The organism is Streptomyces sp. URMC 126 (assembly GCF_051386555.1).
Classification (GTDB): Bacteria; Actinomycetota; Actinomycetes; order Streptomycetales; family Streptomycetaceae; genus Streptomyces.
Window position 1 is genome coordinate 20572 of the sequence record NZ_JBPQTX010000003.1, and the last position, 24700, is coordinate 45271.

Consider the following 24700-nt stretch of genomic DNA (forward strand, 5'->3'; position numbering starts at 1 on the left):
ATGGCTGCTGCCGCCTGCCTCCGATGGGCAAGGGTCGCACTCCCTCCAAGTGGGGATGTGATCGTGAAGCGGTGCCTTGCGTATTGCGAGTCTCCTCGTGGGCGCACGGTGACAGCCAGGCGATGTCCCGCCATCACACGATTCATTTCTGGAGTCCCCGAGTGAGCAAGCGCACCTTCCAGCCGAACAACCGCCGTCGTGCGAAGACCCACGGCTTCCGCCTGCGCATGCGCACCCGTGCCGGCCGCGCGATCCTCGCGTCCCGCCGTGGCAAGGGTCGCGCCCGCCTGTCGGCCTGAGCAGCCTGACTCAAGGTCCATGACGTGCTGCCTTCCGAGTCTCGGCTGAGGCGGCGCGAGGACTTCGCGACCGCGGTTCGACGAGGACGCAGGGCCGGGCGCCCACTCCTCGTCGTCCACCTCCGCAGTGAAACGGACCCGCACGCGCCTGGGGGAAGTGTCCCCCCGGCACGTGCGGGTTTCGTCGTGAGCAAGGCGGTGGGCGGTGCGGTGATCCGCAACCGTGTCAAACGCCGGCTGCGCCACCTCGTGCGTGACCGGCTCGACACGCTGCCCGCCGGTAGCCTGGTGGTGGTGCGAGCCCTGCCGGGCGCGGGCGAGGCGGACTTCGGTCAGCTCGCCCGTGATCTCGATACCGCGCTGCAGCGGCTGTTGGGAGGGGCGCCGCGAAGCTGCAATCCCCCGGGTACCGATACCTCGGTTCCCCGGAACCCCGGCCATGACCCGGGAGGGAGTGCACGGTGAAGTACCCGCTGCTGTGGTTGATCAAGTTGTACCAGTGGACCATCAGTCCCCTGCTCGGCCCGGTCTGCAAGTACTACCCGTCGTGCTCGCACTACGGCTACACGGCCATCCAGGTGCACGGCGCGATCAAGGGGACGGTGCTGACGGCCTGGCGCATCCTGCGCTGTAATCCGTGGTCGCTCGGTGGCGTCGACCACGTACCTCCCCGGAAGCGTCCGGTCTGGCACCAGCGGCTGAGGAGCCGACTGGGCGGACACCCCGTAGCCGGGGCCGCCGCACAGCCCGAGACTCAGCCCAACGCCCAAGGAGCCTGATACGTGGACACGGTCCTCAAGCCCCTTTATTACGCAGTTTCCTGGATCATCGTCCAGTTCCACTCGTTCTTCAGTCTGATCTTCGACAAGAACAGCGGATGGGCGTGGGGTCTGTCGATCGTCTCGCTGGTGGTCCTGATCCGCATCTGCCTGATCCCGCTCTTCGTGAAGCAGATCAAGGCGACCCGGAACATGCAGGCGCTCCAGCCGAAGATGAAGGCGATCCAGGAGCGCTACAAGAGCGACCGGCAGCGCCAGTCCGAAGAGATGATGAAGCTCTACAAGGAGACGGGCACCAACCCGCTCTCGAGCTGTCTCCCGATCCTGGCCCAGTCGCCGTTCTTCATCTCGCTGTACCAGGTCCTCAACCACATCGCCCAGGGCAAGACGGTCGGGGTCATCAACCACGACCTGCTGGCGAGCGCCCGTGAGGCCCACATCTTCGGCGCCCCGCTGTCCGTGAAGTTCCTGGACAGCGCGAGCAAGATCGAGAAGCTCGGTTCCACCGTCACCGACGTCCGCGTCGTCACGGTGGTCATGATCGTTCTGATGTCGCTGTCGCAGTTCTACACGCAGCGCCAGCTGATGACGAAGAACGTCGACCTCACGGTCAAGACGCCCTTCATGCAGCAGCAGAAGATGCTGATGTACATCTTCCCGATCATGTTCGCCGTCTTCGGCATCAACTTCCCGGTCGGTGTCCTGGTCTACTGGCTGACCACGAACGTGTGGACTATGGGCCAGCAGATGTTCATCATCCGCCGCAACCCCACCCCGGGCAGCCTCGCCTACCAGCAGCGCCAGGAGCGGCTGCGGGCCAAGGGCAAGCTCAAGGAGGACCCGGCGGAGGTCGAGGCCAAGCAGGCCGCCGAGGCCGCGCGCGCCGCCCGTCAGCAGCCCAAGCGTCAGCCGAAGGCCAAGCGCACCGCCGCTCCGGCCACCGGACAGCAGCCGGCCGGCCGCCCGCAGGCCCGCACCAAGGCCTCCTCGGGGAACGGTGCCAAGCAGCAGCCGGAGGACGCCAAGTCCAAGCAGGGCGGGGGTTCGTCCCGCGGTGCCAAGTCCGGGCAGCGCAAGGGCGGCCCGCAGCGGCCCAAGCACCCGTCGTCCAAGAAGTAACGAAGGAGCCCCACCGTGACGGACACCCAGCACCAGACCCGTGCGGACGCCGCCGAGGGCACCGACTCGCTGACCCGCCTGGAGCAGGAGGGCGAGATCGCGGCCGACTACCTGGAGGGTCTGCTCGACATCGCCGACCTGGACGGTGACATCGACATGGACGTCGAGGCCGACCGGGCGTCCGTGTCGATCATCAGCGACTCCACCAGCCGGGATCTGCAGAAGCTGGTGGGCCGCGACGGCGAGGTGCTGGAGGCGCTCCAGGAGCTCACCCGGCTCGCGGTCAACCGGGAGACCGGTGACCGCAGCCGTCTGATGCTCGACATCGCCGGCTTCCGCGCCCGCAAGCGCGAGGAACTCGCCAAGCTGGGTGCCCAGGCCGTCGAGGACGCGAAGCGCGGCGGCAAGCCGGTCAAGCTCGACCCGATGACGCCGTTCGAGCGCAAGGTCGTCCACGACGCGGTGGCCGCGGCCGGCCTGCGCAGCGAGTCCGAGGGCGAGGAGCCCCAGCGCCGCGTGGTCGTCCTGCCGGTGTGACCTGCTCCCGTTTCCCGGTAGCTTCGGCCCCGTCTGTACGCAGGCGGGGCCGAACCTTGTCAGCCTGACATCGGACTCCGAGGTTCGGGGTCCCACAGATTCGTCGATACGCAGAGTCGTCGATACAACGTGGTACGGAAGGACGGTTCACTGTGGAAGAGGCAGCGGAGCTCCCCCCGGCGCCCCCGGAGGCACGGGCGGTTTTCGGTGACCGCTTTCAGGATGCCGTCCGCTACGCCGAACTGCTCGCGGACGCGGGCGTCCGGCGTGGGCTGATCGGCCCCCGGGAGGTTCCCCGGCTCTGGGAGCGGCACCTGCTGAACTGCGCCGTGCTCTCCGAGGCCGTCCCCGAGGACGTCTCCGTGTGCGACGTGGGCTCGGGTGCCGGTCTGCCGGGCATCCCGCTCGCCCTGGTCCGTCCCGACCTCCAGATCACCCTGCTGGAGCCGCTGCTGCGGCGGACGACCTTCCTGTCCGAGGTCGTCGAACTGCTCGGCCTGGACCATGTCACGGTCGTCCGCGGCCGTGCCGAGGAGGTCCTGGGCAAGCTTCCGCCCGTGCACGTGGTGACGGCGCGCGCGGTGGCCCCGCTGGACCGGCTGGCCGGCTGGGGCGTCCCCCTGCTGCGGCCGTACGGCGAGATGCTGGCCCTCAAGGGCGACACCGCCGAGGAGGAGCTGAAGGGGGCCCGCGCCGCCCTCAGCAAGCTCGGCGTGGAGCGGACGTCCGTCTTGCAGGTCGGCGAGGGTGTGGTGGACCCGCCGTCCACGCTGGTGCGGGTCGAGGTCGGGGAGAGCCCCGGCGGCGTCCGCTTCGCGGCGAAGCGGGCCAAGGCCGCTCGGACGAGCCGGTCGCGCCGACGCCGCTGATTACTCCGGCCGGCGGTACCGGGAGTGCTCCATACAAGCTGCCTAAAGTATGCGTCACGGAGTGTCGTGGCAGGGTAGCCAAGGGTCGCGGGCATCGTGTTTCACGTGAAACATCGCTCGTTGCTGCAAGGGATCATCGGGCGCGGTCGCGCAGCCGCGGCCCGCGACCGCCGGCCGGCCGACGCTGTGGAGCCTCCCCCGGTATCCACAGGCACGGTGGATTCATCCACAGGAGAGTGGGCCTCACTGGTTCGTACCCGGCGAACCATGGCAGGCTCTCCCCATCGCGAGCCTGATGTCGAGGAGAGTGAATCCTTGCGGTCCGACGCCAATATCGCGGGGCCGATGGCCGACCCGGTCCCCGGCCCCCGCCCCGCCGACTCCGAACCGGTGCCCGGCCCCTTGGGCGCCGCGGAGGTCGTTTCACGTGAAACCCGGATGCCACGGCCCGACCAGACGCGGGTCATGGTGGTGGCCAACCAGAAGGGTGGCGTCGGCAAGACGACGACCACGGTGAACCTGGCCGCCTCCCTGGCGCTGCACGGCAACCGGGTACTCGTCGTCGACCTGGACCCGCAGGGCAATGCCTCGACGGCCCTGGGTATCGATCACCATGCCGACGTGCCGTCCATCTACGACGTGCTGGTGGATCAGAGAAAGCTCTCCGATGTCGTCCAGCCGGTCCGGGACGTGGAAGGCCTCTTCTGCGCACCGGCCACCATCGACCTGGCCGGTGCCGAGATCGAGCTCGTCTCCTTGGTGGCCCGGGAGAGCCGGCTGGACCGGGCCATCAAGGCCTACGAGCAGCCGCTGGACTACATCCTCATCGACTGCCCGCCCTCGCTGGGGCTGCTGACGGTCAACGCGCTGGTCGCCGGCGCCGAGGTGCTGATTCCGATCCAGTGCGAGTACTACGCGCTGGAGGGCCTGGGGCAGCTGCTGCGGAACGTGGAACTCGTCCGCGGTCACCTCAACCCGAAGCTGCATGTGTCGACCATCCTGCTGACCATGTACGACGGACGCACCCGGCTGGCCTCCCAGGTGGCCGACGAGGTGCGCAGCCACTTCGGCCAGGAGGTGCTGAGAACCAGCATCCCGCGCTCGGTCCGGATTTCCGAGGCCCCGAGCTACGGCCAGACCGTACTCACTTATGACCCGGGATCCAGTGGGGCGTTGTCGTACATGGAGGCGGCCCGCGAGATCGCGCTGCGGGGCGTCGCCGTGCATTACGACGACACCAACGCCCATACGGTGGGTCATCAGCCGGTGGGTCACCAGCCGGTGGGTCATCAACAACAGCAGGACCAGCACAGCATGTCGGAGGGGCTGCAGTGAGTGAACGACGTAGAGGACTGGGCCGCGGGCTCGGGGCCCTGATCCCGGCAGCACCGAAGGGGGCGGAGATCGGCACCCCCACGGTGGGGCCCGGTGCCACGTCTCCCACTGCGGTGCCGCTGCTGACCGCCGACCGGGGGATCGCGCCGGCCGGCGTGTCGGCCCTGGAAGGCGGAGCGCTCGCCGCTGAACCGGTGGACGTCCGGAAGCCCGAGCCTGAGGCCGAGCCCGTGGAGACGGTGGCGGGAGCGCACTTCGCCGAGCTGCCCCTGGATGCCATCACACCCAACCCCCGGCAGCCGCGTGAGGTGTTCGACGAGGACGCTCTGGCGGAGCTGGTCACGTCGATCCGCGAAGTGGGACTGCTGCAGCCGGTGGTCGTCCGGCAGCTGGCCCCGGAGCGGTACGAGCTCATCATGGGAGAGCGCCGCTGGCGCGCCTGCCGTGAGGCGGGCCTGGAGAGCATCCCGGCCATCGTCAGGGCGACGGAAGACGAGAAGCTCCTCCTGGACGCTCTCCTGGAGAACCTCCACCGCGCACAGCTGAACCCGCTGGAGGAAGCGGCGGCCTACGATCAGCTGCTCAAGGACTTCGCCTGCACGCATGACGAGCTGGCGGACCGCATCGGGCGTTCACGCTCGCAGGTCTCCAACACGCTCCGACTCCTCAAGCTGTCGCCCGAGGTGCAGCTCCGGCTGGCATCGGGCGTGCTCTCCGCCGGACACGGCCGGGCTCTCCTCGCCGTGGACGACGTGGAGGAGCAGGAGAAGCTCGCCCGCCGCATTGTGCAGGAGGGCCTGTCGGTGCGGTCGGTGGAAGAGATCGTCCAGCTGATGGGCTCCCGGACGAAGAAGTCGGCGAAGGCCAAGGGGCCGCGGGCCGGTGCCCGGGTCTCTCCGGCGCTCAGTGACCTGGCATCCCGGCTGTCCGACCGCTTTGAGACGCGGGTCAAGGTCGACCTCGGGCAGAAGAAGGGCAAGATCGTCGTCGAGTTCGCCTCGATTGAGGATCTTGAGCGAATTCTCAGCACGCTCGCCCCGGGTGAGGGCGGTGTGCTGGAGCAGAAGCTGTCGGACACGGGCTCCGAGGACGCGGACGGCTAGCGCGTCCGATCGGGACCGAGTGGGGCGGGGCGTGTTCCACGTGAAACAACGAGTTTCCCGTGGAACACGCCCCGCCCCTTTGCCTTGGTCGGCTGTCGGCCCAAACCGCCGGTGGATACGATGCGTTGAGGTATGGCACCACCACGTCGGACATGCGAACGCAGTTGACGGAGGAACGAGGCCATGCGAATGGTGAGCCGGACCGGACTGGTGGCGACGGGCCTGAGTCTGGGCGCGGTCGGCGGATTCGTCGGCGGCCTGCTCAGGGAGCGCAACGCGCTGAGTGCCGCCCGCGGCGCGGCACGGGTAGGAAGTGAGGAACTGGCTCCATGGGGCGTCGCCTCGTACCGCTCACTCTGGACAATCTGCCGGACCTTCCCAAGCGCTGCCGGGCGTGTGTGTTCTGGGAGCTTGACCCCGTCAGCGGTGAGGCCGCACTGAGGGCAGGCCGTCCCGAGCTGGAGAAAGAGGCCTGGATCTCGGCCGTACTCCTGGAATGGGGATCGTGCGGCCGGGTCGTCTACGTGGACGACGAACCGGCCGGCTTCGTCCTTTACGCTCCGCCGGCCTATGTGCCCCGGGCGACGGCGTTTCCCACCAGCCCGGTGGCCGCTGACGCCGTGCAACTGATGACCGCTTGGCTCGCACCGGGCTTCCAGGGCCAGGGGCTCGGGCGCGTCATGGTGCAGACGGTCGCCAAGGACGTATTGAGGCGAGGGTTCAAGGCCATCGAAGCGTTCGGCGACGCGCGGTGGAAGGAGCCCGCGTGTGTACTCCCGGCCGACCATCTGCTGGCCGTGGGCTTCAAGACCGTGCGCCAACATCCGCGTTATCCCCGGCTCCGGCTTGAACTGCGGTCCGCGTTGTCCTGGAAGGAGGACGTGGAGCTGGCGTTGGACCGGCTGCTGGGCGCGGTGCAGAAGGAGCCGGCGCTCCGCCCGTTGTAGCCGGAGCACGGAACAGGGGCCGTCCCCCGTACGGGAACGGCCCCTGTTTCACGTGAAACGTCGACGCACCGCTTACTTGGCGTGGATGACGTCCGTCAGCTCGCGCTCCAGGGCGGCCTTCGGCTTGGCACCCACGATGGTCTGCACGACCTCGCCGCCCTTGTAGAGGTTGAGGGTCGGGATCGACATCACGCCGTACTTGGCGGCGGTCGTCGGGTTCTCGTCGATGTTCAGCTTGACGATCTCGAGCTTGTCACCGTGCTCGGCGGCAATGGCCTCGAGCGAGGGAGCGATCTGGCGGCAGGGGCCACACCACTCGGCCCAGAAGTCCACCAGCACGGGCTTGTCGCTCTTGATGACGTCCTCGTCGAAGGACGCGTCGGTCACGGCCTTGAGAGCCATTGCGGTCTCCTTGATTCTTCTCTGTGGGGGGGCGGGGGGAGGGGGTCAGGCGCTCTGCTCGGGCTCGCGGACGTTCTCGCCGTCGCCCAGGGCGGCCAGGTAACGCTCCGCATCCAGGGCCGCGGAGCAGCCGGTGCCCGCCGCGGTGATCGCCTGGCGGTACGTGTGGTCGACGACGTCACCGGCGGCGAAGACGCCCGGCAGGTTGGTGCGGGTGGACGGCGCGTCCACCTTGAGGTAGCCCTCGTCGTCCAGCTCGAGCTGGCCCTTGAGGAGCTCGGTGCGGGGGTCGTGACCGATGGCGATGAAGAGGCCGGTCACCGGCAGCTCCGAGGTCTCGCCGGTCTTGACGTTGCGCAGGGTCAGCCCGGAGAGCTTGGCGTCGCCGTGAATCTCGGCGACCTCACTGTCCCAGACGAAGGAGATCTTCGGGTCGGCGAAGGCCCGCTCCTGCATGGCCTTGCTGGCGCGCAGGGCCTCACGGCGGTGGATGACGGTGACCGACTTCGCGAAGCGCGACAGGAAGGTGGCCTCCTCCATCGCGGTGTCGCCACCGCCGACCACGGCGATGTCCTGGTCCTTGAAGAAGAACCCGTCGCAGGTGGCGCACCAGGACACACCGCGACCCGACAGCTCGTCCTCGCGCGGCAGGCCGAGCTTGCGGTGCTGGGAACCGGTGGTCACGATGACGGCCTTGGCCCGGTGCACGGTGCCGGCGGAGTCCGTGACGGTCTTGATCTCGTCGGTGAGGTCGACGGCCGTGACATCGTCCGGGATGAGCTCGGCACCGAAGCGCTCGGCCTGGGCCCGCATGTTGTCCATGAGGTCAGGGCCCATGATGCCGTCGCGGAAGCCGGGGAAGTTCTCCACCTCGGTGGTGTTCATCAGTGCACCACCGGCGGTTACGGCGCCCTCGAACACCAGCGGCTTCAGAGAAGCGCGGGCGGTGTAGAGCGCGGCCGTGTAGCCCGCGGGCCCGGAGCCAATAATGATCACGTTGCGGACGTCGCTCACGGGTGTCTTCCTTGTCTCTGCCGACTGCTGACTGGGTCCTTGCTGGGTCTCACCCCACCCAACGGATCCTACGGGGCGAGCATTCCCCCAGAGGCATCGCAGCAGCCGGAGAAACGGCTCAGGAACGCGAAACCGTCTCGCTTACCAGCACCTTCCCGGGCCTGCCGGAGGAGGTGCCGACACAGTCCGCCGCGACGACATAGACGTCAACGAGCGTCGCGTCACGGGAGTGCGGGTAGATCACCAGGTAGGTGTCCGTTCCGGTGAAGCGTTCCTGGCGTACCGCGAGGGCGGCATCCGAGCGGCCGATGCCTTGCCGCACACAGTGCGGGGCGGTGCTGTCCGATCCCAGGTAGGGCTCGGGTCCGTCCTGGGCCCGCATGCCGCGTGTCTCGGCCGGCTTGAGGTTCGACAGCGCGTTGTGCACCCGTGTCTTGAGTTCGGCCACGGCGACCGCGGAAGGGCTCGGGCTGTCCGCTCGCAGCGTGGAATGGTCCCCCCCGTCTTCCCCTGTGCTGAGCAGGAAGGTGCTCACGCCGATGGCGGCAGCGGCGCAGGCGGTACCCAGCAACGTACGGCGCCAGCGGTGGCCACGAGTGGCGACCGACTTCCCGGAAGGCTTCCCGGGCACCGACTGGCGGCCTGGCCCCACAGTGCTCCGAGAGCGCCCGGCGGGCCGGTCACAGAGCGGTGTTTCACGTGAAACCGAGCTGTCGATGTCGGGGGCCGGGGGGTACGGCGTTTCACGTGAAACCTGCCCTGCGATGATCGTCGCGGTTTCACGTGAAACGGTCGAGACCGCCTCCTGGGGAGCTGTCGCATCGAGCAGGGCCTCGGCCGCGAGGGCCGCGTCGATCCTGCCGGCGACGTCCGCCGGCATCCTTGCCGGGCCGGGGAGGGTGCCCAGCAGCTCGCGGATCTCGTCGAGGGAAGCCCGGACGTCGTCGCAGACCATGCAGTCGGCCAGATGCTCCCGTAGGTCCGCGCTGCGCGCGGGAGAGAGCACTCCCTCGGCGAGTGCGGAGATCTCCGAGACCTCCGGGTGCCCGTCCGTGCCGGTCGTCGAGGTCACGCTCGCCCACCTCCGCCCTTCACTGGGTCCACGTCACTCCGTCCAGCCGGTGGTGGGACGGACGATGCCTGCGACCGGTTCCTTTCCCTCTCGGACCGAGGGCTACCCCTGCCGTCGGGACGCAGATGGGTGAGCATCGGCAGCAGTCTCGCCCGTGCTCTGGCGCACCGGCTCTTCACCGTGCCCACAGGAACATTCAATACGGCTGCCGCCTCGGCTACCGGATAACCCTGCATATCGACCAGGACGAGAACGGCACGCTGATCGGGTGGCAAGGTTGCGAGGGCCCGAAGCAGCTCTCTGTGGAGATCGCTCCGCTCGGCCGGCTCGGCGGCGGACTCATGGGGCTCCAGAAGGTGTTCAAGCTTCTCGGTCTCGGCCAGGGGTGACGTCCGGCGCGCGGCGGCCTTGCGGGCTCGGTCCAGGCAGGCGTTCACGGTGATGCGGTGCAGCCAGGTGGTGACAGCCGACTGGCCGCGGAAGGTGTGTGCCGCGCGGTAGGCGGAGACGAGAGCGTCCTGTACGGCGTCCGCCGCTTCCTCCCGGTCGCCGAGGGTTCGGAGGGCCACCGCCCACAGCCGGTCCCGGTGGCGCCGTACGAGTTCGCTGAAGGCTTCGGGATCTCCGGCGACATGCAGGGCGAGCAGCTCGCTGTCACTGCCGGCCGTCGGCGTCCGCTGCTGCCGTCCGTCCTCTGCGATGGCACTCACCCCGCCCTGAGAGCGCTGTCTCGCGCGCGATCTGTTGTTGAGACCAACTTAGAGAGGAGGGGGATCGGCTGGGTAGGGGCCAGGGTCTCTCGGTCAGCGGCCGCGGAAGCGGACCTCGGTGATGCCCTGCTTGTGGCCGGCCCTGCTGTACTGCTCCTGCCCGGCATTGGGCATGGCCGTGATCCACACCAGCACGTAGCGCGTCTTGGCGGGCTTCTTGAGGGAGAACTGCACGGTGCGACCGTTCTCCGTGACCTCGGAGAGCTTCTTCATCGTGCTCGGCGGGCCGGAGGGAGTCAGGCTGTCGGCGGCGTAGAGCGAGATCGTCGTGCCGCCTTCGTGGATCATGTCGATCTCCGCCTTGGTGACCTGTTCCTCCTTGCCCAGGTCATAGACGATGCCGACGCCGTCCTTGTAGGAGTTGGGTGCCAGCTGATCGTTGAAGGAGAGCGACCGCCAGGCTGTCCCGGCCTGCTTGTCGTAGGTGTTCGGTACCTGCCCCGGGTGCTGAAGGCCGCCGTCCGTGGCGTATTCCTGAGCACCCATGATCTTCAGCGCATGGCTGACGATCTTCTTCTTGGCCTCGTTGTCCGACAGCTGTGACTGCTGGGGGTCATCGTCAGAGTCGGTGTGCTTGAGCAGGGCATCGGCGAGCTGCCAGCTGCCCAGGCCCAGTGCGGCGATGAGCAGTGAGGAGACGATCCACTTGATGGCCGTCCCGGTCCGGCTCTGCAGCGGGGGCGGCGGAGGAGCGGCGGGATGGAGGGCCTGCGGCCCGTAGCCGCCGCCCGGCTGGGGGCGTGGATAGGCCGGTGTGGCGGAGAACGGCGTCTCCGGGGGGCGGACTCGCGGCATGGCCGAGACGGCCTTGGCGAGTTCTTCCGGTGTGGTGCAGGGCGGTTCCTGGCGGGATGCGGTGGCACCGTCATTGACGAGCGCGCGCATCGCCAACTGGGAGAGGCCTCGGTGAACCCCGGCTCGCACCTGGTCGGGGGCGATGAGACCGACGCCCTTGGGCAGCCCGGCCAGGCCGTGGGCATCGCCTTCGTAGGGCCAGCGCTGGGTGAGGGCGGCGTACAGCAGGGCGCCGATGGCCTCGGTGTCGGTGCGCTGGGGGGAATCGGAGGTGATGCCGCGAAGTGCCGCCATCACGGCGAGCCCGCGGATGCGGTACTGGCCCGAGCCGGTGCGCAGCACGCAGCCGGGGCCGAGCCGCAGATGGGCGAGGCCCTCCCGATGGGCGGCCGCCATGGCCTGCGACACCTGGCTGACGAGCTGGTAGGCGTCGAACGCCTCCATGGGGCCGGAGGCCAGTACCGAGGTCAGTTCGGTGGCGTCGGGCAGCCACTCGTGGACGACGTAGACGAGGTCGTCCTCCTCGACGGCGTCGAGGACCTGGACGAAGCGCGGGTCACCCAGCAGTGCGGCGGAGCGGGCCGCCGCGAGTACCGTACGGGCCCGCGGGTGATCGGCCGGCAGCAGGTGGACGCCGACGGCCCGGCGCAGCTTCTCGTCGACAGCACGCCAGCTGCTGAATCCCTCCAGACGGGTGACGCACTCCTCCAGGCGGTACCGCCCGGCGAGCTTGTGTCCGCTGTGCAGTTCGGGCGCGCGGTCGCCGCGCGGGGCCTTTCCGTCCGTCGTGCGCTCGGTGTCGAGGCGCGCACCGGCGCCGCTTTCCTCGGTGATCCCGGCCTCCGTCCCGTCGGCCGTGGCCTTGTCCGCCTTGGCGGTCAGCGACGGTTCGTCCTGCGCGCCGCTGCTGCCTGCCACGTCGACGGCAGCCGTGCTCCGTTCCGCCACCGTCGCTCCTGCCTCCCCGTCCGATGCACCCTGTCCGCAGCCAAGACAATTGTGCCCACACTCCGTCGCCCTGCACGACACACGACGACGGGTGATGGTTGTGCTCGGTCAGCGTCCCAGACGCCCGCGCACCATGCCGACCATGGCGGTGACCTCTTCCACGCGCATGCGTTTGGCGGCGATGTAGAAGACGCCGAGCAGCATGACGCCGCCGCCGATCAGGGCGGCGAGCGAACCGAAGACGCCGCTGCCCAGGACCTGGCCGATGCCGTAGGCGATGGCGCCGCCGATGAGCGTCGCGGGAACGCACGCCCCGATGAGGCGGGCGTACGTACGCACCACGCGGGCGCCGTCCAGGTCGCCGCCGAGCCGGTTGCGCAGCCTGCGCCATGCGACACCGACACCGACGGCGTAGGCGAGGCCGTAGGAGACGCCCATGCCGACCACGACCCAGCGGGCGGGAAGGAGGAAGTAGCTGAGTGCCGAGCAGGAGGCGTTGACCGCGGCGACGATGACCGTGTTGTAGAAGGGGGTGCGGGTGTCCTCGTACGCGTAGAAGGCGCGGAGGACGACGTACTGCACCGAGAAGGGGATCAGGCCGAGGCTGAAGCCCATGAGGGCGTAGCCGAAGAAGCGGGCGCCTTCGGTGCCGCCGGAGCCGAAGAGCAGGGTGCAGATCGGCACGCCGAGGGCCAGGAAAGCGAAAGAGATGGGCACGATCGCCACGGCCGAGGTGCGGAGGCCCTGGGAGATGTCGTCTCGTACGGCGCTGGTGTCCCCGTCGACTGCCGAGCGCGACAGCCGTGGGAGCATCGCCGCCATGATCGAGACGGTGAGGATGGCCTGCGGCATGTTCCAGATGAGCTGGGCGTTGATGTAGGCCGTGATGCCGGTGCCGTTCTGGCCGCTGTCGGCGCCGGCGGCGGTGGCGAGCTGGGTGACGACCAGGTTGCCCGCCTGGTTGGCGAGCACGAAGAGCATGGTCCACTTGGCCAGCTTCGCGGCTTTCCCGAGCCCGTGGCCGCGCCAGTCGAAGCGCGGTCGGATCTTGAATCCCGCCGCCTTCAGGTAGGGGATCATCGCCAGCGCCTGGACGACCAGACCGAGCAGGGTGCCGACACCCAGCAGCCGGACGCCCTCCGGCGGGATGGTGTTCTCGCTCAGGTGGGAGCTGCCCGCCGTGCCGTAGACCCAGAGGAAGAGGCCGAAGGTGGCGATGACGACGACGTTGTTGAGGACGGGTGTCCACATCATCGCGCCGAAGCGGCCGCGTGCGTTGAGGATCTGCCCCATCACCACATGGATGCCCATGAAGAAGATGGTGGGCATGCAGTAACGGACGAAGGTCACCGTCACCGAGTTGGCGTCGGGCTTGTTGGCGAAGTCGTTCGACATCAGGGGGACGAGGAACTCCGCCCCCAGCACGGTCAGGAGGGTGAGTGCGCCCAGGATGACGCCCACCAGCGTCAGCAGCCGGTTCGCGTAGGCGTCTCCGCCGTCCGCGTCCTCCTTCATGGAGCGAACGAGCTGCGGGATGAAGACCGAGTTGAGGCCGCCGCCGATCGTCAGGAAGAAGACCATGGCGGGCAGCTGGTTGGCCACCGTGTAGGTGTCGGCCAGCACCTGTGTGCCCAGGGCAGCGACGATCAGCGCCTGCTTGGCGAAGCCCAGGAGCCGCGACACCATCGTGCCCGCCGCCATCAGGGCGCTCGACTTCAGCAGGCCCGCCGCCTTGCCGCCCTTCGCCGCCGGTGCAGCGGGAGCGGGCTCCGGCTCCACGAGCGGCTCGGCCGCGGGCGGCTCCACGGCGGGCACCATCGGCTGGGTGTGTTCCATCGAGGGCGTCGCGGGGTGCTGCCCGGGCGCCGGGACCGGCCGGCCCTGCGGCCGCTGGGGCTCGTAGGGCTGCTGCTGGTCCCGGTAGAGGTGGGCGAAGGCGTCGCGCTGGGGCGACGGGGGCGTCGTCCGGTCCGGGAAGCCGCTCACGCTGCCGATGAGCTGGGTCGCCTCATCGTCACCGGGCGCCGGGGCCGAAGGCCACGGCTGCTGTGGGTGGCTCTGCTGCTGTGGGTACGACGGCGCGGGCGGCGGCGGGACCGGCGGGCCGGCCTGGGGCTGGCCGTATTGCGGCCGGCCGTACCCGGGCTGTCCACCCTGGTGGAAGCCGTCCTGCCGCACGCCGCCGTCGTCGTCGGCGGGCGCCCGGCCGGGGTACGGCTCGGCCGGGTAGGGATCTCCGAGGTACGGGTCCGGGGCGTACGGGCCCGGCCCCTGGGCACCGGGCGGCGCCGGCGGGTACTGGTCCCGTCGGTCACCTCCCGCGCCCCGGCCGCGGTCACCGTCGTACGGCGCGTTCATCCCTAGCCCACCTCATCCGTCCGCGGCCGACCGGCCCCACGACACGTCAACGTTCCACTTTCTCACCCGGCCGGGAGGGCTCACCGCTCCCGGTTCCGGCGTCCGCCGCCGGGTCCCCCGGGCGCTCGGGCTCGCCGCCGTCGTCGCCGCCGTCCGAGGGGCCTTCACCACCGGCCTCCGGACCGTTCCCGGCGCCGTCACGGTTGCCCGAGCGCTTGCGCTTCAGATAGATGCGGAGTCCCGCGAGGACGAGGAGGAGGACACCGCCGGCGATGACCAGCAGCACCATAGGGGTGATGGACGTGACATGCACAGTGAAGCGCATGGGCTCGCCGACCTGCTGGCCGTCGGCAGTGTAGAGCTGTGCCTTCACCGTGACCGGACCGTTGGCGTAGGCCCTGGTCTCGAACTTCACCGACTGGCTGTGCCCGCCGTCGATCTTCACGGGCTGCTTGTCCGTGACCTTCAGACGGTTCGGCTGCGTGGACTCCAGCCGCAGGTACAGGTGGTCGATCCCCTGGAACAGGCCGTTCTTCACGGTCACCGGGATCGTCGCGCTGCGGCCGGAGAGGGTCGCGTCGGACTTGTCCACCAGCTTGACGTGGTTCTGCAGGGTGGAGAGGTACGACTGCACGGCCGCGCGGAAGTCGGACGCGCCCGCCGGGTCGCCGCGCCACGAGGTGGACATCTCACGGATGATCGCGCTGCCGAAGGGGATGACCACCCGGTCCGGAGACGTGAGGATCGTTTTGAAGGAGGACAGCTCGTCCTGTGCCTTCTGTATCTCGGTGAACGCCTCGCTGGGCAGTTCCTGGGCGCGCAGGGCGTCCGGGTACGCGCCGGGGCCGGGAATCCGCCGGCTGGCGGCGGGGTCCGGCTTGGTCTTGGCGGCGGCGCTCAGGTCGTCGAGCGGCTGCGTCCAGCGGCCGGCGGACAGTCCGCCCAGGGCCGTGGCCATCGCCTGGGCCTGGCCGGTGGTCGGCATGCGCTGTGGGGCCACGACGATGCTGCGCTCGTTCTCCGGCGCCTGCTTGTTGATCATCAGGCTCTGGGCGAGGAACCGCTGTACCGCGAGTGAGGCTTCGCCCGCGCGCGTCAGATCGCCCTCGAAGGCGGTGGACAGGCGCGCGTCGGCGACGACGGCCGTGGTCCCGCCGCCGATCTGGCGGGCCGCCGTGGGGGCGTAGGGAGACCCGTCGGGCTCCCGGAGGCTGTCGCTGCGGGCGATGACGTTGTGTGCGCCCGCCGAGGTGGCGACCTGGACGATGGTGGAGTCGATGGCGCCGTTCACCGGCCAGGCGAAGTCGGTACGCGGCTTCACCTGCAGGATGGTGTCCACGGTCACGCCGGCGAGTTCCGTGGCCGACTGGAGGTGGCTGAGCGCGCCGCCCACGCCCGCGCCGTGATGGGCCAGCGAGGCGAGGTCCGGGTCGCCGAAGGGCAGGGCGACGATCTCCTTGCCGGACACCGCCGACTGCAGCTGGCTGAGCCACTGATTGGCGACCGCCTGGCCCCGGCCGGGGATGACCTTCCCGTTCGGCTGCGCGACCTGGTAGCTCTTGGTCATCGCCTCGACCGTGGCCAGCAGGTCGGGGTCGATCACCCAGGTGACGTGGAGTTCTTTGCCCAGCGCCACCATCTGCTGGAGGCGGCCGCCCGGGGCCAGCTCCGCCGCGAGGTCGTCGTTCGGGAAGATCGGGGTCTGTTGCTGGTCCGACTCCGTGCGGGCCGTGAGGTGGGTGTCGGAGATCAGCGGCCAGAGGAAGGTGACCTTGGTCTTCTTGCCTTCCGCGCCCGAGGGCTGCCACGGCAGCAGGGTGCGGCGGATGCCGAGCACCCGCTCGTACTGCTGGTCGGTGGTCTGTCCGGAGAAGGAGACCCCCAGCGGGTAGACGCCGTCCCGGTCCAGGTTGAGGTCCTTCGCGGGGACGGTCAGCTGGAACTCACGGGAGATGCCCGGCTGCAGCTTGCCGATCTTCTGGGTATGGCCGGTCAGCTCCGGGCCGTCGGTGCCCGGGGAGAAGGCGGTCCGGTCGCCGATGTCGTCGATCTCGCTGCGGGTGGAGAGCAGCCCACCGATGCGCAGCCCGACGTGTCCGGCGCTGACGGTGGACCGGCCCTTGTTGGTGACCGTTCCCGAGATGGTGATCTTGTCGCTCTGGGTGGGCGCGATCGGTGTCAGGGAGTCGATGGAGACCGAGACCGTACGGGAGCCCGTGCCGTCGGCGTGGGCCGTCGGCGCGGCGGAGAACTCGGTCACGCCCAGGAGCACCAGCAGGACGGCGAGCAGTGTCAGGACCGACCGCATCCGGTGGAAAGCGGCAGGAGGCGTCGTCCCCCGGAACGTCTCCTGGAACTCTGCCGCCTCGGCCACGCGCTCGCCCGTCCCTCGTCGTCGTCAGTGGTCGTCGGATGTGCGTCCACGAATGGTAACGAGGCGCGCTGTGCCGAAGTGCTGCGGACCGCAGCGCAAGATCACGGGAGTGGGCCGATGCCCAGGCTGTGACGGTTTATGACGGTCCTCATACGGCTCTGCCGAGAGAGGAGGGCTATCGCCGTCCGGCCACGTACCCTTTCCTGTTGTGCCGAACGCCAACAACAGTGACTCCGTGCCGCCGAACGAACTGAACCAGGTGCAGCGCCGCGCCGTGAGCGAGCTCCTGCGGGTGTCCCCCGTGGCCGACGACCTCGCCCAGCGTTTCCGCGCCGCCGGGTTCACCCTTGCCCTGGTCGGCGGCTCGGTACGGGACGCGCTGCTCGGCCGGCTCGGCAACGATCTCGACTTCACCACCGATGCCCGGCCGGATGACGTGCTGAAGATCGTCCGGCCCTGGGCCGACACGGTCTGGGAGGTCGGCATCGCCTTCGGCACCGTCGGATGCCGCAAGTCCGGCTTCGATCTCGAAATCACGACTTATCGGTCGGAGGCTTACGACCGGACCTCCCGCAAGCCGGAGGTCTCCTACGGTGACTCCATCGAGGAGGACCTGGTCCGTCGCGACTTCACCGTGAATGCCATGGCCGTGGCGCTTCCGGAGAAGGAGTTCATCGATCCGCACAACGGTCTGGAGGACCTCGCGGCCCGGGTCCTGCGCACCCCCGGTACGCCGGAGGAGTCCTTCTCCGACGACCCGCTGCGCATGATGCGGGCCGCCCGCTTCGCCGCCCAGCTCGACTTCGAGGTCGCGCCCGAGGTCGTCAGCGCGATGAAGGAGATGGCCCAGAGGCTGGAGATCGTCTCCGTCGAGCGGATCCGGGACGAGCTGAACAAGCTCATCCTCTCCGACCACCCCCGCAAGGGCCTCCGGCTCATGGTCGACACGGGCCTGGCCGCCCTGGTCCTGCCGGAGCTGCCGGCCCTCCGGCTGGAGCGCGACGAGCACCACCGGCACAAGGACGTCTACGAGCACACCCTCATCGTCCTGGAGCAGGCCATCGACCTGGAGGGGCCGCGCGACGAGCCGGGTGGCGGACCCGACCTCACCCTGCGGCTCGCGGCCCTGCTGCATGACATCGGCAAGCCGCGGACGCGCCGGTTCGAGAAGGACGGCCGGGTTTCCTTCCACCACCACGAGGTGGTCGGCGCGAAGATGACCAAGTCCCGGATGACCAAGCTCAAGTACTCGAACGAGCTGGTGAAGGACGTCTCGCGCCTCGTCGAGCTGCACCTGCGCTTCCACGGCTACGGCACGGGCGAGTGGACCGACTCGGCTGTCCGCCGGTACGTCCGGGACGCCGGGCCCCTGCTCGACCGGCTGCACAAGCTCACCCGGTCCGACTGCACGACGCGCAACAAGCGCAAGGCCCAGGCGCTCTCGCAGGCGTACGACGGTTTGGAACGGCGCATCGCCGACCTTCAGCAGAAGGAGCAGCTGGACGCCATCCGTCCTGACCTGGACGGCAACGAGATCATGCGGATCCTGGACATCCCCCCGGGGCCCCAGGTCGGCAAGGCGTACCAGCACATGCTGGACCTGCGTCTGGAGAACGGCCCGATGGAGCGGGACGAGGCCGTCGCCGCGCTGAAGGAGTGGTGGGCCGCGCAGAGCTGACCGCGCGACCGACGTGGTTTCACGTGAAACGGCGGACGCCATCGGCGGGCTCGGACCCGCTGCCAGGCGTCGGTGTTTCACGTGAAACCGGACGTCGGGTCGCCAGCGCGACGGCCGTGGCCGCGTAGAACACGGCGACGGTGATGACCAGGGGCGCGGACCGGCCGTCGGGCGGGAGCATCAGAGCGGCCACGGCCGCGGCTCCGACGAAGGCGACGTTGAACAGGACGTCGTAGAGAGAGAACACACGGCCGCGGAAGGTGTCGTCCACCGAGGCCTGGATGACGGTATCCGTCGAGATCTTCGCTCCCTGGGTGATGAGCCCCAGAACGAAGGCCGCGATCAGCATCGGTACCGGCTCGAAGGGCAGTCCCAGCCCCGGTTCGAGTACGGCGGCGGCCCCGGCGCAGACCACTATCCAGCCCAGTTGCCCGAACCTGCCGACGGCCCATGGGGTGATCAGCGCTGCCGCGAAGAAGCCGGCGCCTGACACCCCCACCGCGAGCCCCAGCAGGGCGAGTCCCGCGGAGTCGGTGTCTGTCCAGGCGTAGCGGCACAGCATCAACAGGGTGACCGTGAGGGCGCCGTAGCAGAAGCGCATCAAGGTCATCGCGGCGAGCGCTCGTGCGGCGGGCCGCCGATGGGCCAGATGGCGGAGGCCCGCCGTCAGGCCGTGGACGGTCACTCCGATGGCCGTACGCAACGTGACCTGAGGACCGGCGGTGTCGGGTCCCAGCAGGCCGGAGGGCATGCGCAGGGCGCTGAGGCCGGCGCAGAGGTAGAGGGCGGCGCCGACCAAGACGACCAAGGCGTCGGAGGTACTTCCTTCCGGGGCCGCGAGCCGCACCGCGAAGGCGATTCCCCCGCCGGCGGTGGCGGCGAGGGTGCCGGCCGTGGGCGAGAGCGAGTTGGCCATCACCAGCCGCTCCCTGTTGTCCACGACGTGCGGCAGGGAGGCGGAGAGGCCGGACAGCACGAAGCGGTTGACGGCGGTCACCGAGAGGGCCGAGGCGTAGAAGATCCAGTCGGGGACCGCGGCGAGGATGAGGACGGCGGTGCCGACGGCCAGGACCGACCGGACCAGGTTGCCGTGGAGCAGCACCTGGCGGCGGCGCCAGCGGTCCAGCAGGACGCCGGTGAAGGGTCCCAGCAGCGAGTACGGCAGCAGCAGGACGGCCATCGCGGAGGCGATGGCGGCGGGGGATGCCTGCTTCTCCGGGGAGAACACCACGTAGGCGGCGAGGGCGACCTGGTAGACACCGTCCGCGGCCTGGGAGAGCAGTCGTACGGTCAACAGGCGGCGGAAATCGCGCAGTCGGAGCAGGACGCGGAGATCACGCACAACAGGCATGCCGCACAGCCTCACACACGGGACAGGCCCTCGGGGGGATTCCCTCCGAGGGCCTGTACGGGACCTTCGCCGAGCGGGTCAGCGCTCGACGTCGCCCTTGATGAACTTCTCGACCTGGTCGCGCGCCTCGTCGTCGAAGTACTGCACCGGCGGCGACTTCATGAAGTACGAGGAGGCGGACAGGATCGGGCCGCCGATACCGCGGTCCTTGGCGATCTTCGCGGCACGGAGGGCGTCGATGATGACACCGGCGGAGTTCGGGGAGTCCCAGACCTCCAGCTTGTACTCCAGGTTCAGCGGGACGTCACCGAAGGCGCGGCCCTCAAGGCGGACGTAGGCCCACTTGCGGTCGTCCAGCCAGGCCACGTAGTCGGACGGGCCGATGTGGACGTTCTTCTCGCCGAGGTCCCGGTCGGGGATCTGGGAGGTGACGGCCTGGGTCTTGGAGATCTTCTTGGACTCCAGGCGCTCGCGCTCGAGCATGTTCTTGAAGTCCATGTTGCCGCCGACGTTCAGCTGCATCGTGCGGTCCAGGATGACGCCCCGGTCCTCGAACAGCTTGGCCATCACGCGGTGCGTGATGGTGGCGCCGACCTGGGACTTGATGTCGTCGCCGACGATCGGGACACCGGCCTCGGTGAACTTGTCCGCCCACTCCTTGGTGCCGGCGATGAAGACCGGGAGGGCGTTGACGAAGGCGACCTTGGCGTCGATGGCGCACTGCGCGTAGAACTTCGCGGCGTCCTCGGAGCCCACCGGCAGGTAGCAGACGAGCACGTCGACCTGGCGGTCCTTGAGGACCTGGACCACGTCGACCGGGGCCTCGGGGGACTCCTCGATGGTCTGGCGGTAGTACTTGCCGAGACCGTCCAGGGTGTGGCCGCGCTGCACGGTCACGCCGGTGGCGGGAACGTCGCAGATCTTGATCGTGTTGTTCTCGCTGGCGCCGATGGCGTCGGCGAGGTCGAGACCGACCTTCTTGGCGTCCACGTCGAACGCGGCCACGAACTCGACGTCCCGCACGTGGTAGTCGCCGAACTGCACGTGCATCAGACCCGGCACGCGGCCGTTCGGGTCGGCGTCCTTGTAGTACTCGACGCCCTGCACCAGCGAGGCGGCGCAGTTGCCCACGCCGACGATGGCTACGCGAACCGAACCCATTCCGGTTGCTCCCTGTTCGTTCTCGACGAAGCCCTGCTGTGTGCAGGGCTCACTGGTCCGGACCGGTGCGTTTGTCACGCCCGGCCCGCTCGCTCTCGATCAGCTCGTTCAGCCAGCGGACTTCGCGCTCCACCGACTCCATGCCGTGGCGCTGCAGTTCGAGGGTGTAGCCGTCCAGCCGCTCGCGCTCGCGGGAGCGGGCGAGAGAGGCACGCATCTTCTCCAGCCGCTCCTCGAGCCGGCTGCGGCGGCCTTCCAGTACCCGCATCCGTACGTCCCGCGAGGTCTGCCCGAAGAACGCGAAGCGGGCGGCGAAGTGCTCGTCCTCCCACGCGTCCGGGCCGGTGTGCGCGAGCAACTCCTCGAAGTGCTCTTTGCCCTCTGCCGTCAGCCGGTAGACGATCTTCGCCCGCCGTCCGGCCAGGGACGCCGCCTTGGCGTCGTCGGGAGCGCTCCCCTGCTCCTCCACCAGCCAGCCGTTCGCCACCAAGGACTTCAGGCAGGGGTAGAGGGTGCCGTAGCTGAACGCCCGGAACACCCCGAGCGAGGTGTTCAAGCGTTTGCGCAGCTCGTAGCCGTGCATGGGGGACTCGCGGAGCAGGCCGAGGACGGCGAACTCGAGGATGCCGGAGCGTCTGCTCATGTTTCGCCTCCTTGTCCCCCACAGCCTAGTCCTTTGCTCCTGTGTCTTTACTGGTCCCTTATGCCGAGCTGATGTATCGACTCGATACATCCAGACGATAGAACGAGCGTCCTGTGTCGACAAGGGGGAGAACGGTGAACGAGGTCACATCACCGGTTCGTGGGACACGAGCGGCCTGAATTGGAGTGAACATCCCCAGTAGTCGGGATTTGACCGTGCGTACTCTGTGCGCCATGCAGACCACTGGGAACCGGGTGACGCGACATGACGTCCTCGTCCCGGACGCTGTGCGCCCGGCCGTTCAGGGGGCCGGACCGCACCGGGGGGAACGCAAGCCACCTGCCGCTTCCAGGCGATAGCGCCTGCCCGAGGAAGTAGTCGTTCGATGAGCGAGCATCGCCGTAAGCCGCCCCAGCCGCAGGGCGGCGGACGAGCCGCGGCCAGGCGGGCGGCGCAGCAGCCGACGCCCGGCCGCCGCGCCGCACCACGCAGCGGCCCCGCCCTGCCCGGCCGTGGCCAGGCCGAGGAGCCCCGGTCAGGGGGACGTGCCGAAGCCCGGCGGGCGGACCGGCGCGGCGCCGGGGTGGGCGGGCGCAGACGCCCGTCCGGCGCGGGAGGGCCGGGCCGGCCCCGGCGGGACGGTGGCAGACCGGGGAGGAAGCGGCTCGTCGACTACCCGCGGGCCGGCCGTGACGACTGGCGGCGCTGGATCCCGTCCTGGCGCCTGGTCACCGGGTCGATCGCGTCGTTCATCGGGCTGATCGTGGGCACGGTGGGCGTGGCCCTGGCGGTGGTGCAGGTGCCGAGCGCCCAGCTCGCCTCGAAGGTGCAGAAGAACGTCTACTACTGGTCCGACGGCAAACAGATGGTCGTGGCCGGCGGCGGCAGTCTCAACCGGCAGATCGTGCCGATCTCGGAGATCCCGAAGTCCATGCAGAACGCGGTGATCTCCGCCGAGAACGCCAGCTTCTACAAGGACTGGGGCGTGGACCCGATGGGCATCGCCCGGGCGGTCGTGAAGATGGCGCAGGGCGGTGAGACGCAGAGCGGTTCGACGATCACCCAGCAGTTCGTCAAGAACACCTACCTGAGCCAGGAGCAGACGCTCAAGCGCAAGGCCACCGAGCTGCTGATCTCGGTCAAGGTCGGGGCCACCCAGGACAAGCACGACATCCTCGCCGGCTACCTCAACACCGCCTACTACGGCCGGGGCGCCTACGGGATCCAGGCGGCGGCGCGCGCCTATTACGACAAGGACTGTTCGGACCTGTCGCCGAGCGAGAGCGCCTACCTGGCGGCGACGCTGAACGGGCCGAACCTCTACGACCCCTACGGGGGGCAGGGGCCCGCGGCGACGCCGGAGAAGAACACCAAGCGGGCCATGGACCGGTGGAAGTGGACGCTGGACCGGGAGGTCCAGGTCGGCCACATGGAGGCCGCCGAGCGGGACAAATGGGTGGGCCAGGGCTTCCCCCAGCCGCAGAAGCCGAAGCCGGCGACCAACCGCGCGGGCCAGATCGGCTACCTCACCGACCTCGCCGACAACTACATCACCGCCCACTCCATGATCAGCAAGGGAGAGCTGGACAAGGGCGGTTATCAGATCTACACCACCTTCGACCGGAAGAAGGTCAACGCCCTGGCGAAGTCGGTCGAGGACGTGCGCAAGGCGAACCTCAAGCCGGATGTGCGCGATGTCGACAAGTACGTCCAGTTCGGCGGGGCGTCGGTCGAGCCGGGCACCGGGAAGATCGTGGCCATCTACGGCGGCGAGAACGCCCTCACCCACTTCACCAACAACGCGGACTACACCGGTGTCCAGGTGGGGTCGACGTTCAAGCCGTTCGTGCTGGCGGCGGCCATGACACACGGGAAGCGGAACCCCGCCCTCGGTGCGCAGCAAAGCGACAGCCAGCGCACGCTCGTCTCACCGGACAGCATCTACAACGGTGACAACAAGCTGACCCTGCGGATGTACAACGGGACCGTCTGGCATGACCAGGACGGCCGGGAGTGGCACCAGAAGAACGACGGTGACGAGGACAAGGGCCTGATCAGCCTCCGCACCGCCATGCAGTTCTCGGTGAACACCCCCTACATCCAGCTCGGCATGGACGTGGGCACGGACCTGGTCCGGGAGGCCGCCCTGGCCGCGGGGCTGGACAAGGAACAGCTGGCTTCGATCACCCCGACCTTCTCGCTGGGCACCTCCGCGCCGAGCGCGATCCGGCTGGCCGGGGCCTACGCGACGTTCGCGGACAGCGGGCGGCAGGTCGACCCGTACTCCGTCGAGAAGGTGGAGAAGAACGGCAAGCCGGCCTACCGGCACGAGAAGAAGAGCACCCAGGCGTTCAGCTCCAACGTGGCGAACAACGTCACCGACGTGCTGAAGACGGTCGTGGACGCGGGCACCGGCACGGCGGCCCGGCTCGGCGCGCGGCCGGCGGCGGGCAAGACGGGAACGACGGACGGGAACCGCTCGGCGTGGTTCGCGGGCTACACCCCGCAGCTCTCCACGGCCATCGGCATGTACCGCGTCAACCCGAACGCCAAGAACCAGCAGTTCCTCTCGATGCGGGGGGTGGGCGGCAAGGCGACGATCCACGGCGCCTCGTTCCCGGCGGAGATCTGGGCCGACTACATGGGCAAGGCCCTCAAGGGCACGCCCATCCGGCACTTCGACCCGCCGCAGCCCATCGGCGAGAAGATCTTCGGTGACGGGGCCAGCCCGTCGCCGGCTCCCGCGCCGTCGGCGTCGCCGTCCGCGTCGCCCTCGGAGTCGGCGCCGGCGTCCCCGTCGGCGCCGCCGTCCCCGTCCCCGCGGCCGACCCCCCGGACCTGTGGGCTGCTCGACCCGCGGTGCCGGCTCGGCGACCACGGGCAGAAGGACGACGGCGGGCCCGGTGGCGGCCCGGCGGGGGCCACGGGCGGCGAGCCCGGGGGGCCGGGCGGCGGCCAGGAGGGCGACCCCGGCGGCGACGAGCAGGCGCCGCCGGGCCAGAGCCGGCGCCAGGGCGGGGGCCTCTTCGGCGGGCCGTTCGGCTGAGCGTCCCGCGCTCCCCGCGCCGCGTAAACCCGGGGCCGTTCCGTTCACTCGGAACGGCCCCGTGGTTTTCCACAAGCGCGGGCCTGTCCCCAGGTTGTCC

The 24700-nt window shown here is 69.4% G+C and carries 21 protein-coding genes and 1 pseudogene; 12 read left to right on the forward strand and 10 right to left on the reverse strand.

The features are described from left to right. Window positions 1-161 precede the first annotated feature (161 nt). The 9 genes and pseudogenes from rpmH to ACSNOK_RS00900 all read left to right on the forward strand — a co-directional run bounded on the left by rpmH (window position 162) and on the right by ACSNOK_RS00900 (window position 6988). A complete protein-coding gene (rpmH, locus tag ACSNOK_RS00860; RefSeq protein WP_003949374.1) occupies window positions 162-299 on the forward strand; it encodes a 50S ribosomal protein L34 in 138 nt (45 codons plus the stop codon). A 24-nt stretch (window positions 300-323) separates the two neighbouring features. Further along, window positions 324-689, forward strand: a pseudogene (rnpA, locus tag ACSNOK_RS00865) (ribonuclease P protein component); the annotation flags it as partial. 71 nt (window positions 690-760) lie between these two features. Next, a complete protein-coding gene (gene yidD / locus ACSNOK_RS00870) occupies window positions 761-1078 on the forward strand; it encodes a membrane protein insertion efficiency factor YidD (RefSeq protein ID WP_004939828.1) in 318 nt (105 codons plus the stop codon). A gap of 3 nt (window positions 1079-1081) precedes the next feature. Then, the gene (yidC, locus tag ACSNOK_RS00875) at window positions 1082-2197 is read left to right on the forward strand and encodes a membrane protein insertase YidC (protein ID WP_436778570.1); all 1116 of its coding nucleotides are present in this window, start codon (window positions 1082-1084) and stop codon (window positions 2195-2197) included. A 15-nt stretch (window positions 2198-2212) separates the two neighbouring features. Beyond that, the gene (locus ACSNOK_RS00880) at window positions 2213-2734 is read left to right on the forward strand and encodes a protein jag (RefSeq protein ID WP_436778571.1); all 522 of its coding nucleotides are present in this window, start codon (window positions 2213-2215) and stop codon (window positions 2732-2734) included. 152 nt (window positions 2735-2886) lie between these two features. Then, a complete protein-coding gene (rsmG, locus tag ACSNOK_RS00885; protein ID WP_436778572.1) occupies window positions 2887-3603 on the forward strand; it encodes a 16S rRNA (guanine(527)-N(7))-methyltransferase RsmG in 717 nt (238 codons plus the stop codon). Window positions 3604-3870: 267 nt separating this feature from the next. After that, on the forward strand, window positions 3871-4938 hold the full coding sequence (locus ACSNOK_RS00890; RefSeq protein ID WP_436778573.1) for a ParA family protein: 1068 nt from the start codon (window positions 3871-3873) through the stop codon (window positions 4936-4938). Further along, window positions 4935-6041, forward strand: coding sequence for a ParB/RepB/Spo0J family partition protein (locus tag ACSNOK_RS00895; protein WP_436778574.1), 1107 nt, complete (start codon window positions 4935-4937; stop codon window positions 6039-6041). Before ACSNOK_RS00890 ends, ACSNOK_RS00895 begins: the two co-directional genes overlap by 4 nt. Window positions 6042-6370: 329 nt before the next feature. Continuing rightward, window positions 6371-6988 carry a GNAT family N-acetyltransferase gene (locus ACSNOK_RS00900; protein WP_436778575.1) on the forward strand — a complete coding sequence of 206 codons (618 nt, stop codon included), beginning with the start codon at window positions 6371-6373 and terminating at the stop codon, window positions 6986-6988. 72 nt (window positions 6989-7060) lie between these two features. On the opposite strand, the gene trxA is transcribed toward ACSNOK_RS00900, so the two are convergent. The 6 genes from trxA to murJ all read right to left on the reverse strand — a co-directional run bounded on the left by trxA (window position 7061) and on the right by murJ (window position 13975). Beyond that, a complete protein-coding gene (gene trxA / locus ACSNOK_RS00905; RefSeq protein WP_436778576.1) occupies window positions 7061-7390 on the reverse strand; it encodes a thioredoxin in 330 nt (109 codons plus the stop codon). Between the two features lie 45 nt (window positions 7391-7435). Further along, window positions 7436-8404 (reverse strand): thioredoxin-disulfide reductase, encoded by a 969-nt coding sequence (gene trxB, locus ACSNOK_RS00910; RefSeq protein WP_436778577.1) that lies wholly within the window; start codon window positions 8402-8404, stop codon window positions 7436-7438. Window positions 8405-8522: 118 nt separating this feature from the next. Then, window positions 8523-9476, reverse strand: coding sequence for a hypothetical protein (locus tag ACSNOK_RS00915; protein WP_436778578.1), 954 nt, complete (start codon window positions 9474-9476; stop codon window positions 8523-8525). Then, window positions 9473-10186 (reverse strand): RNA polymerase sigma factor SigM, encoded by a 714-nt coding sequence (gene sigM / locus ACSNOK_RS00920; protein ID WP_436778579.1) that lies wholly within the window; start codon window positions 10184-10186, stop codon window positions 9473-9475. Before sigM ends, ACSNOK_RS00915 begins: the two co-directional genes overlap by 4 nt. Window positions 10187-10279: 93 nt before the next feature. Continuing rightward, window positions 10280-11989 carry a protein kinase family protein gene (locus ACSNOK_RS00925; protein ID WP_436778580.1) on the reverse strand — a complete coding sequence of 570 codons (1710 nt, stop codon included), beginning with the start codon at window positions 11987-11989 and terminating at the stop codon, window positions 10280-10282. A 108-nt stretch (window positions 11990-12097) separates the two neighbouring features. After that, entirely contained in the window at window positions 12098-13975 is a 1878-nt protein-coding gene (murJ, locus tag ACSNOK_RS00930; protein WP_436778581.1) for a murein biosynthesis integral membrane protein MurJ, read from the reverse strand. Between the two features lie 66 nt (window positions 13976-14041). Between murJ and ACSNOK_RS00935 the strand changes: the two genes are divergently transcribed. Then, window positions 14042-14353 (forward strand): hypothetical protein, encoded by a 312-nt coding sequence (locus ACSNOK_RS00935; RefSeq protein WP_436778582.1) that lies wholly within the window; start codon window positions 14042-14044, stop codon window positions 14351-14353. 40 nt (window positions 14354-14393) lie between these two features. Here ACSNOK_RS00935 and ACSNOK_RS00940 read toward each other — a convergent pair whose 3' ends face one another. Beyond that, window positions 14394-16721, reverse strand: coding sequence for a DUF6049 family protein (locus ACSNOK_RS00940; protein WP_436778583.1), 2328 nt, complete (start codon window positions 16719-16721; stop codon window positions 14394-14396). Window positions 16722-16929: 208 nt separating this feature from the next. Here ACSNOK_RS00940 and ACSNOK_RS00945 point away from each other — a divergent pair, with 208 nt between their 5' ends. Next, window positions 16930-18399 carry a CCA tRNA nucleotidyltransferase gene (locus ACSNOK_RS00945; RefSeq protein ID WP_436778584.1) on the forward strand — a complete coding sequence of 490 codons (1470 nt, stop codon included), beginning with the start codon at window positions 16930-16932 and terminating at the stop codon, window positions 18397-18399. Window positions 18400-18418: 19 nt separating this feature from the next. On the opposite strand, the gene ACSNOK_RS00950 is transcribed toward ACSNOK_RS00945, so the two are convergent. The 3 genes from ACSNOK_RS00950 to ACSNOK_RS00960 all read right to left on the reverse strand — a co-directional run bounded on the left by ACSNOK_RS00950 (window position 18419) and on the right by ACSNOK_RS00960 (window position 21554). After that, window positions 18419-19750, reverse strand: coding sequence for an MFS transporter (locus tag ACSNOK_RS00950; RefSeq protein ID WP_436778585.1), 1332 nt, complete (start codon window positions 19748-19750; stop codon window positions 18419-18421). 78 nt (window positions 19751-19828) lie between these two features. Further along, window positions 19829-20911 carry an inositol-3-phosphate synthase gene (locus ACSNOK_RS00955; protein ID WP_436778586.1) on the reverse strand — a complete coding sequence of 361 codons (1083 nt, stop codon included), beginning with the start codon at window positions 20909-20911 and terminating at the stop codon, window positions 19829-19831. A gap of 49 nt (window positions 20912-20960) precedes the next feature. Then, complete coding sequence (locus ACSNOK_RS00960; protein WP_436778587.1) at window positions 20961-21554, reverse strand: helix-turn-helix transcriptional regulator; 594 nt, start codon at window positions 21552-21554, stop codon at window positions 20961-20963. A gap of 385 nt (window positions 21555-21939) precedes the next feature. On the opposite strand from ACSNOK_RS00960, the gene ACSNOK_RS00965 reads away from it, so the two are divergent. Beyond that, window positions 21940-24600, forward strand: a complete 2661-nt coding sequence (locus ACSNOK_RS00965; RefSeq protein WP_436778588.1) for a transglycosylase domain-containing protein — start codon at window positions 21940-21942, stop codon at window positions 24598-24600. Window positions 24601-24700 lie beyond the last annotated feature (100 nt).

What these genes read in the sequence shown, in the direction of transcription:
- ACSNOK_RS00965 (WP_436778588.1), top strand. Translation starts at nt 21,940, where the DNA reads ATGAGCGAGCATCGCCGTAAGCCGCCCCAGCCGCAGGGCGGCGGACGA.
- trxA (WP_436778576.1), bottom strand. Translation starts at nt 7,390, where the DNA reads ATGGCTCTCAAGGCCGTGACCGACGCGTCCTTCGACGAGGACGTCATC.
- ACSNOK_RS00960 (WP_436778587.1), bottom strand. Translation starts at nt 21,554, where the DNA reads ATGAGCAGACGCTCCGGCATCCTCGAGTTCGCCGTCCTCGGCCTGCTC.
- ACSNOK_RS00900 (WP_436778575.1), top strand. Translation starts at nt 6,371, where the DNA reads ATGGGGCGTCGCCTCGTACCGCTCACTCTGGACAATCTGCCGGACCTT.
- ACSNOK_RS00950 (WP_436778585.1), bottom strand. Translation starts at nt 19,750, where the DNA reads ATGCCTGTTGTGCGTGATCTCCGCGTCCTGCTCCGACTGCGCGATTTC.
- ACSNOK_RS00955 (WP_436778586.1), bottom strand. Translation starts at nt 20,911, where the DNA reads ATGGGTTCGGTTCGCGTAGCCATCGTCGGCGTGGGCAACTGCGCCGCC.
- ACSNOK_RS00890 (WP_436778573.1), top strand. Translation starts at nt 3,871, where the DNA reads ATGGCAGGCTCTCCCCATCGCGAGCCTGATGTCGAGGAGAGTGAATCC.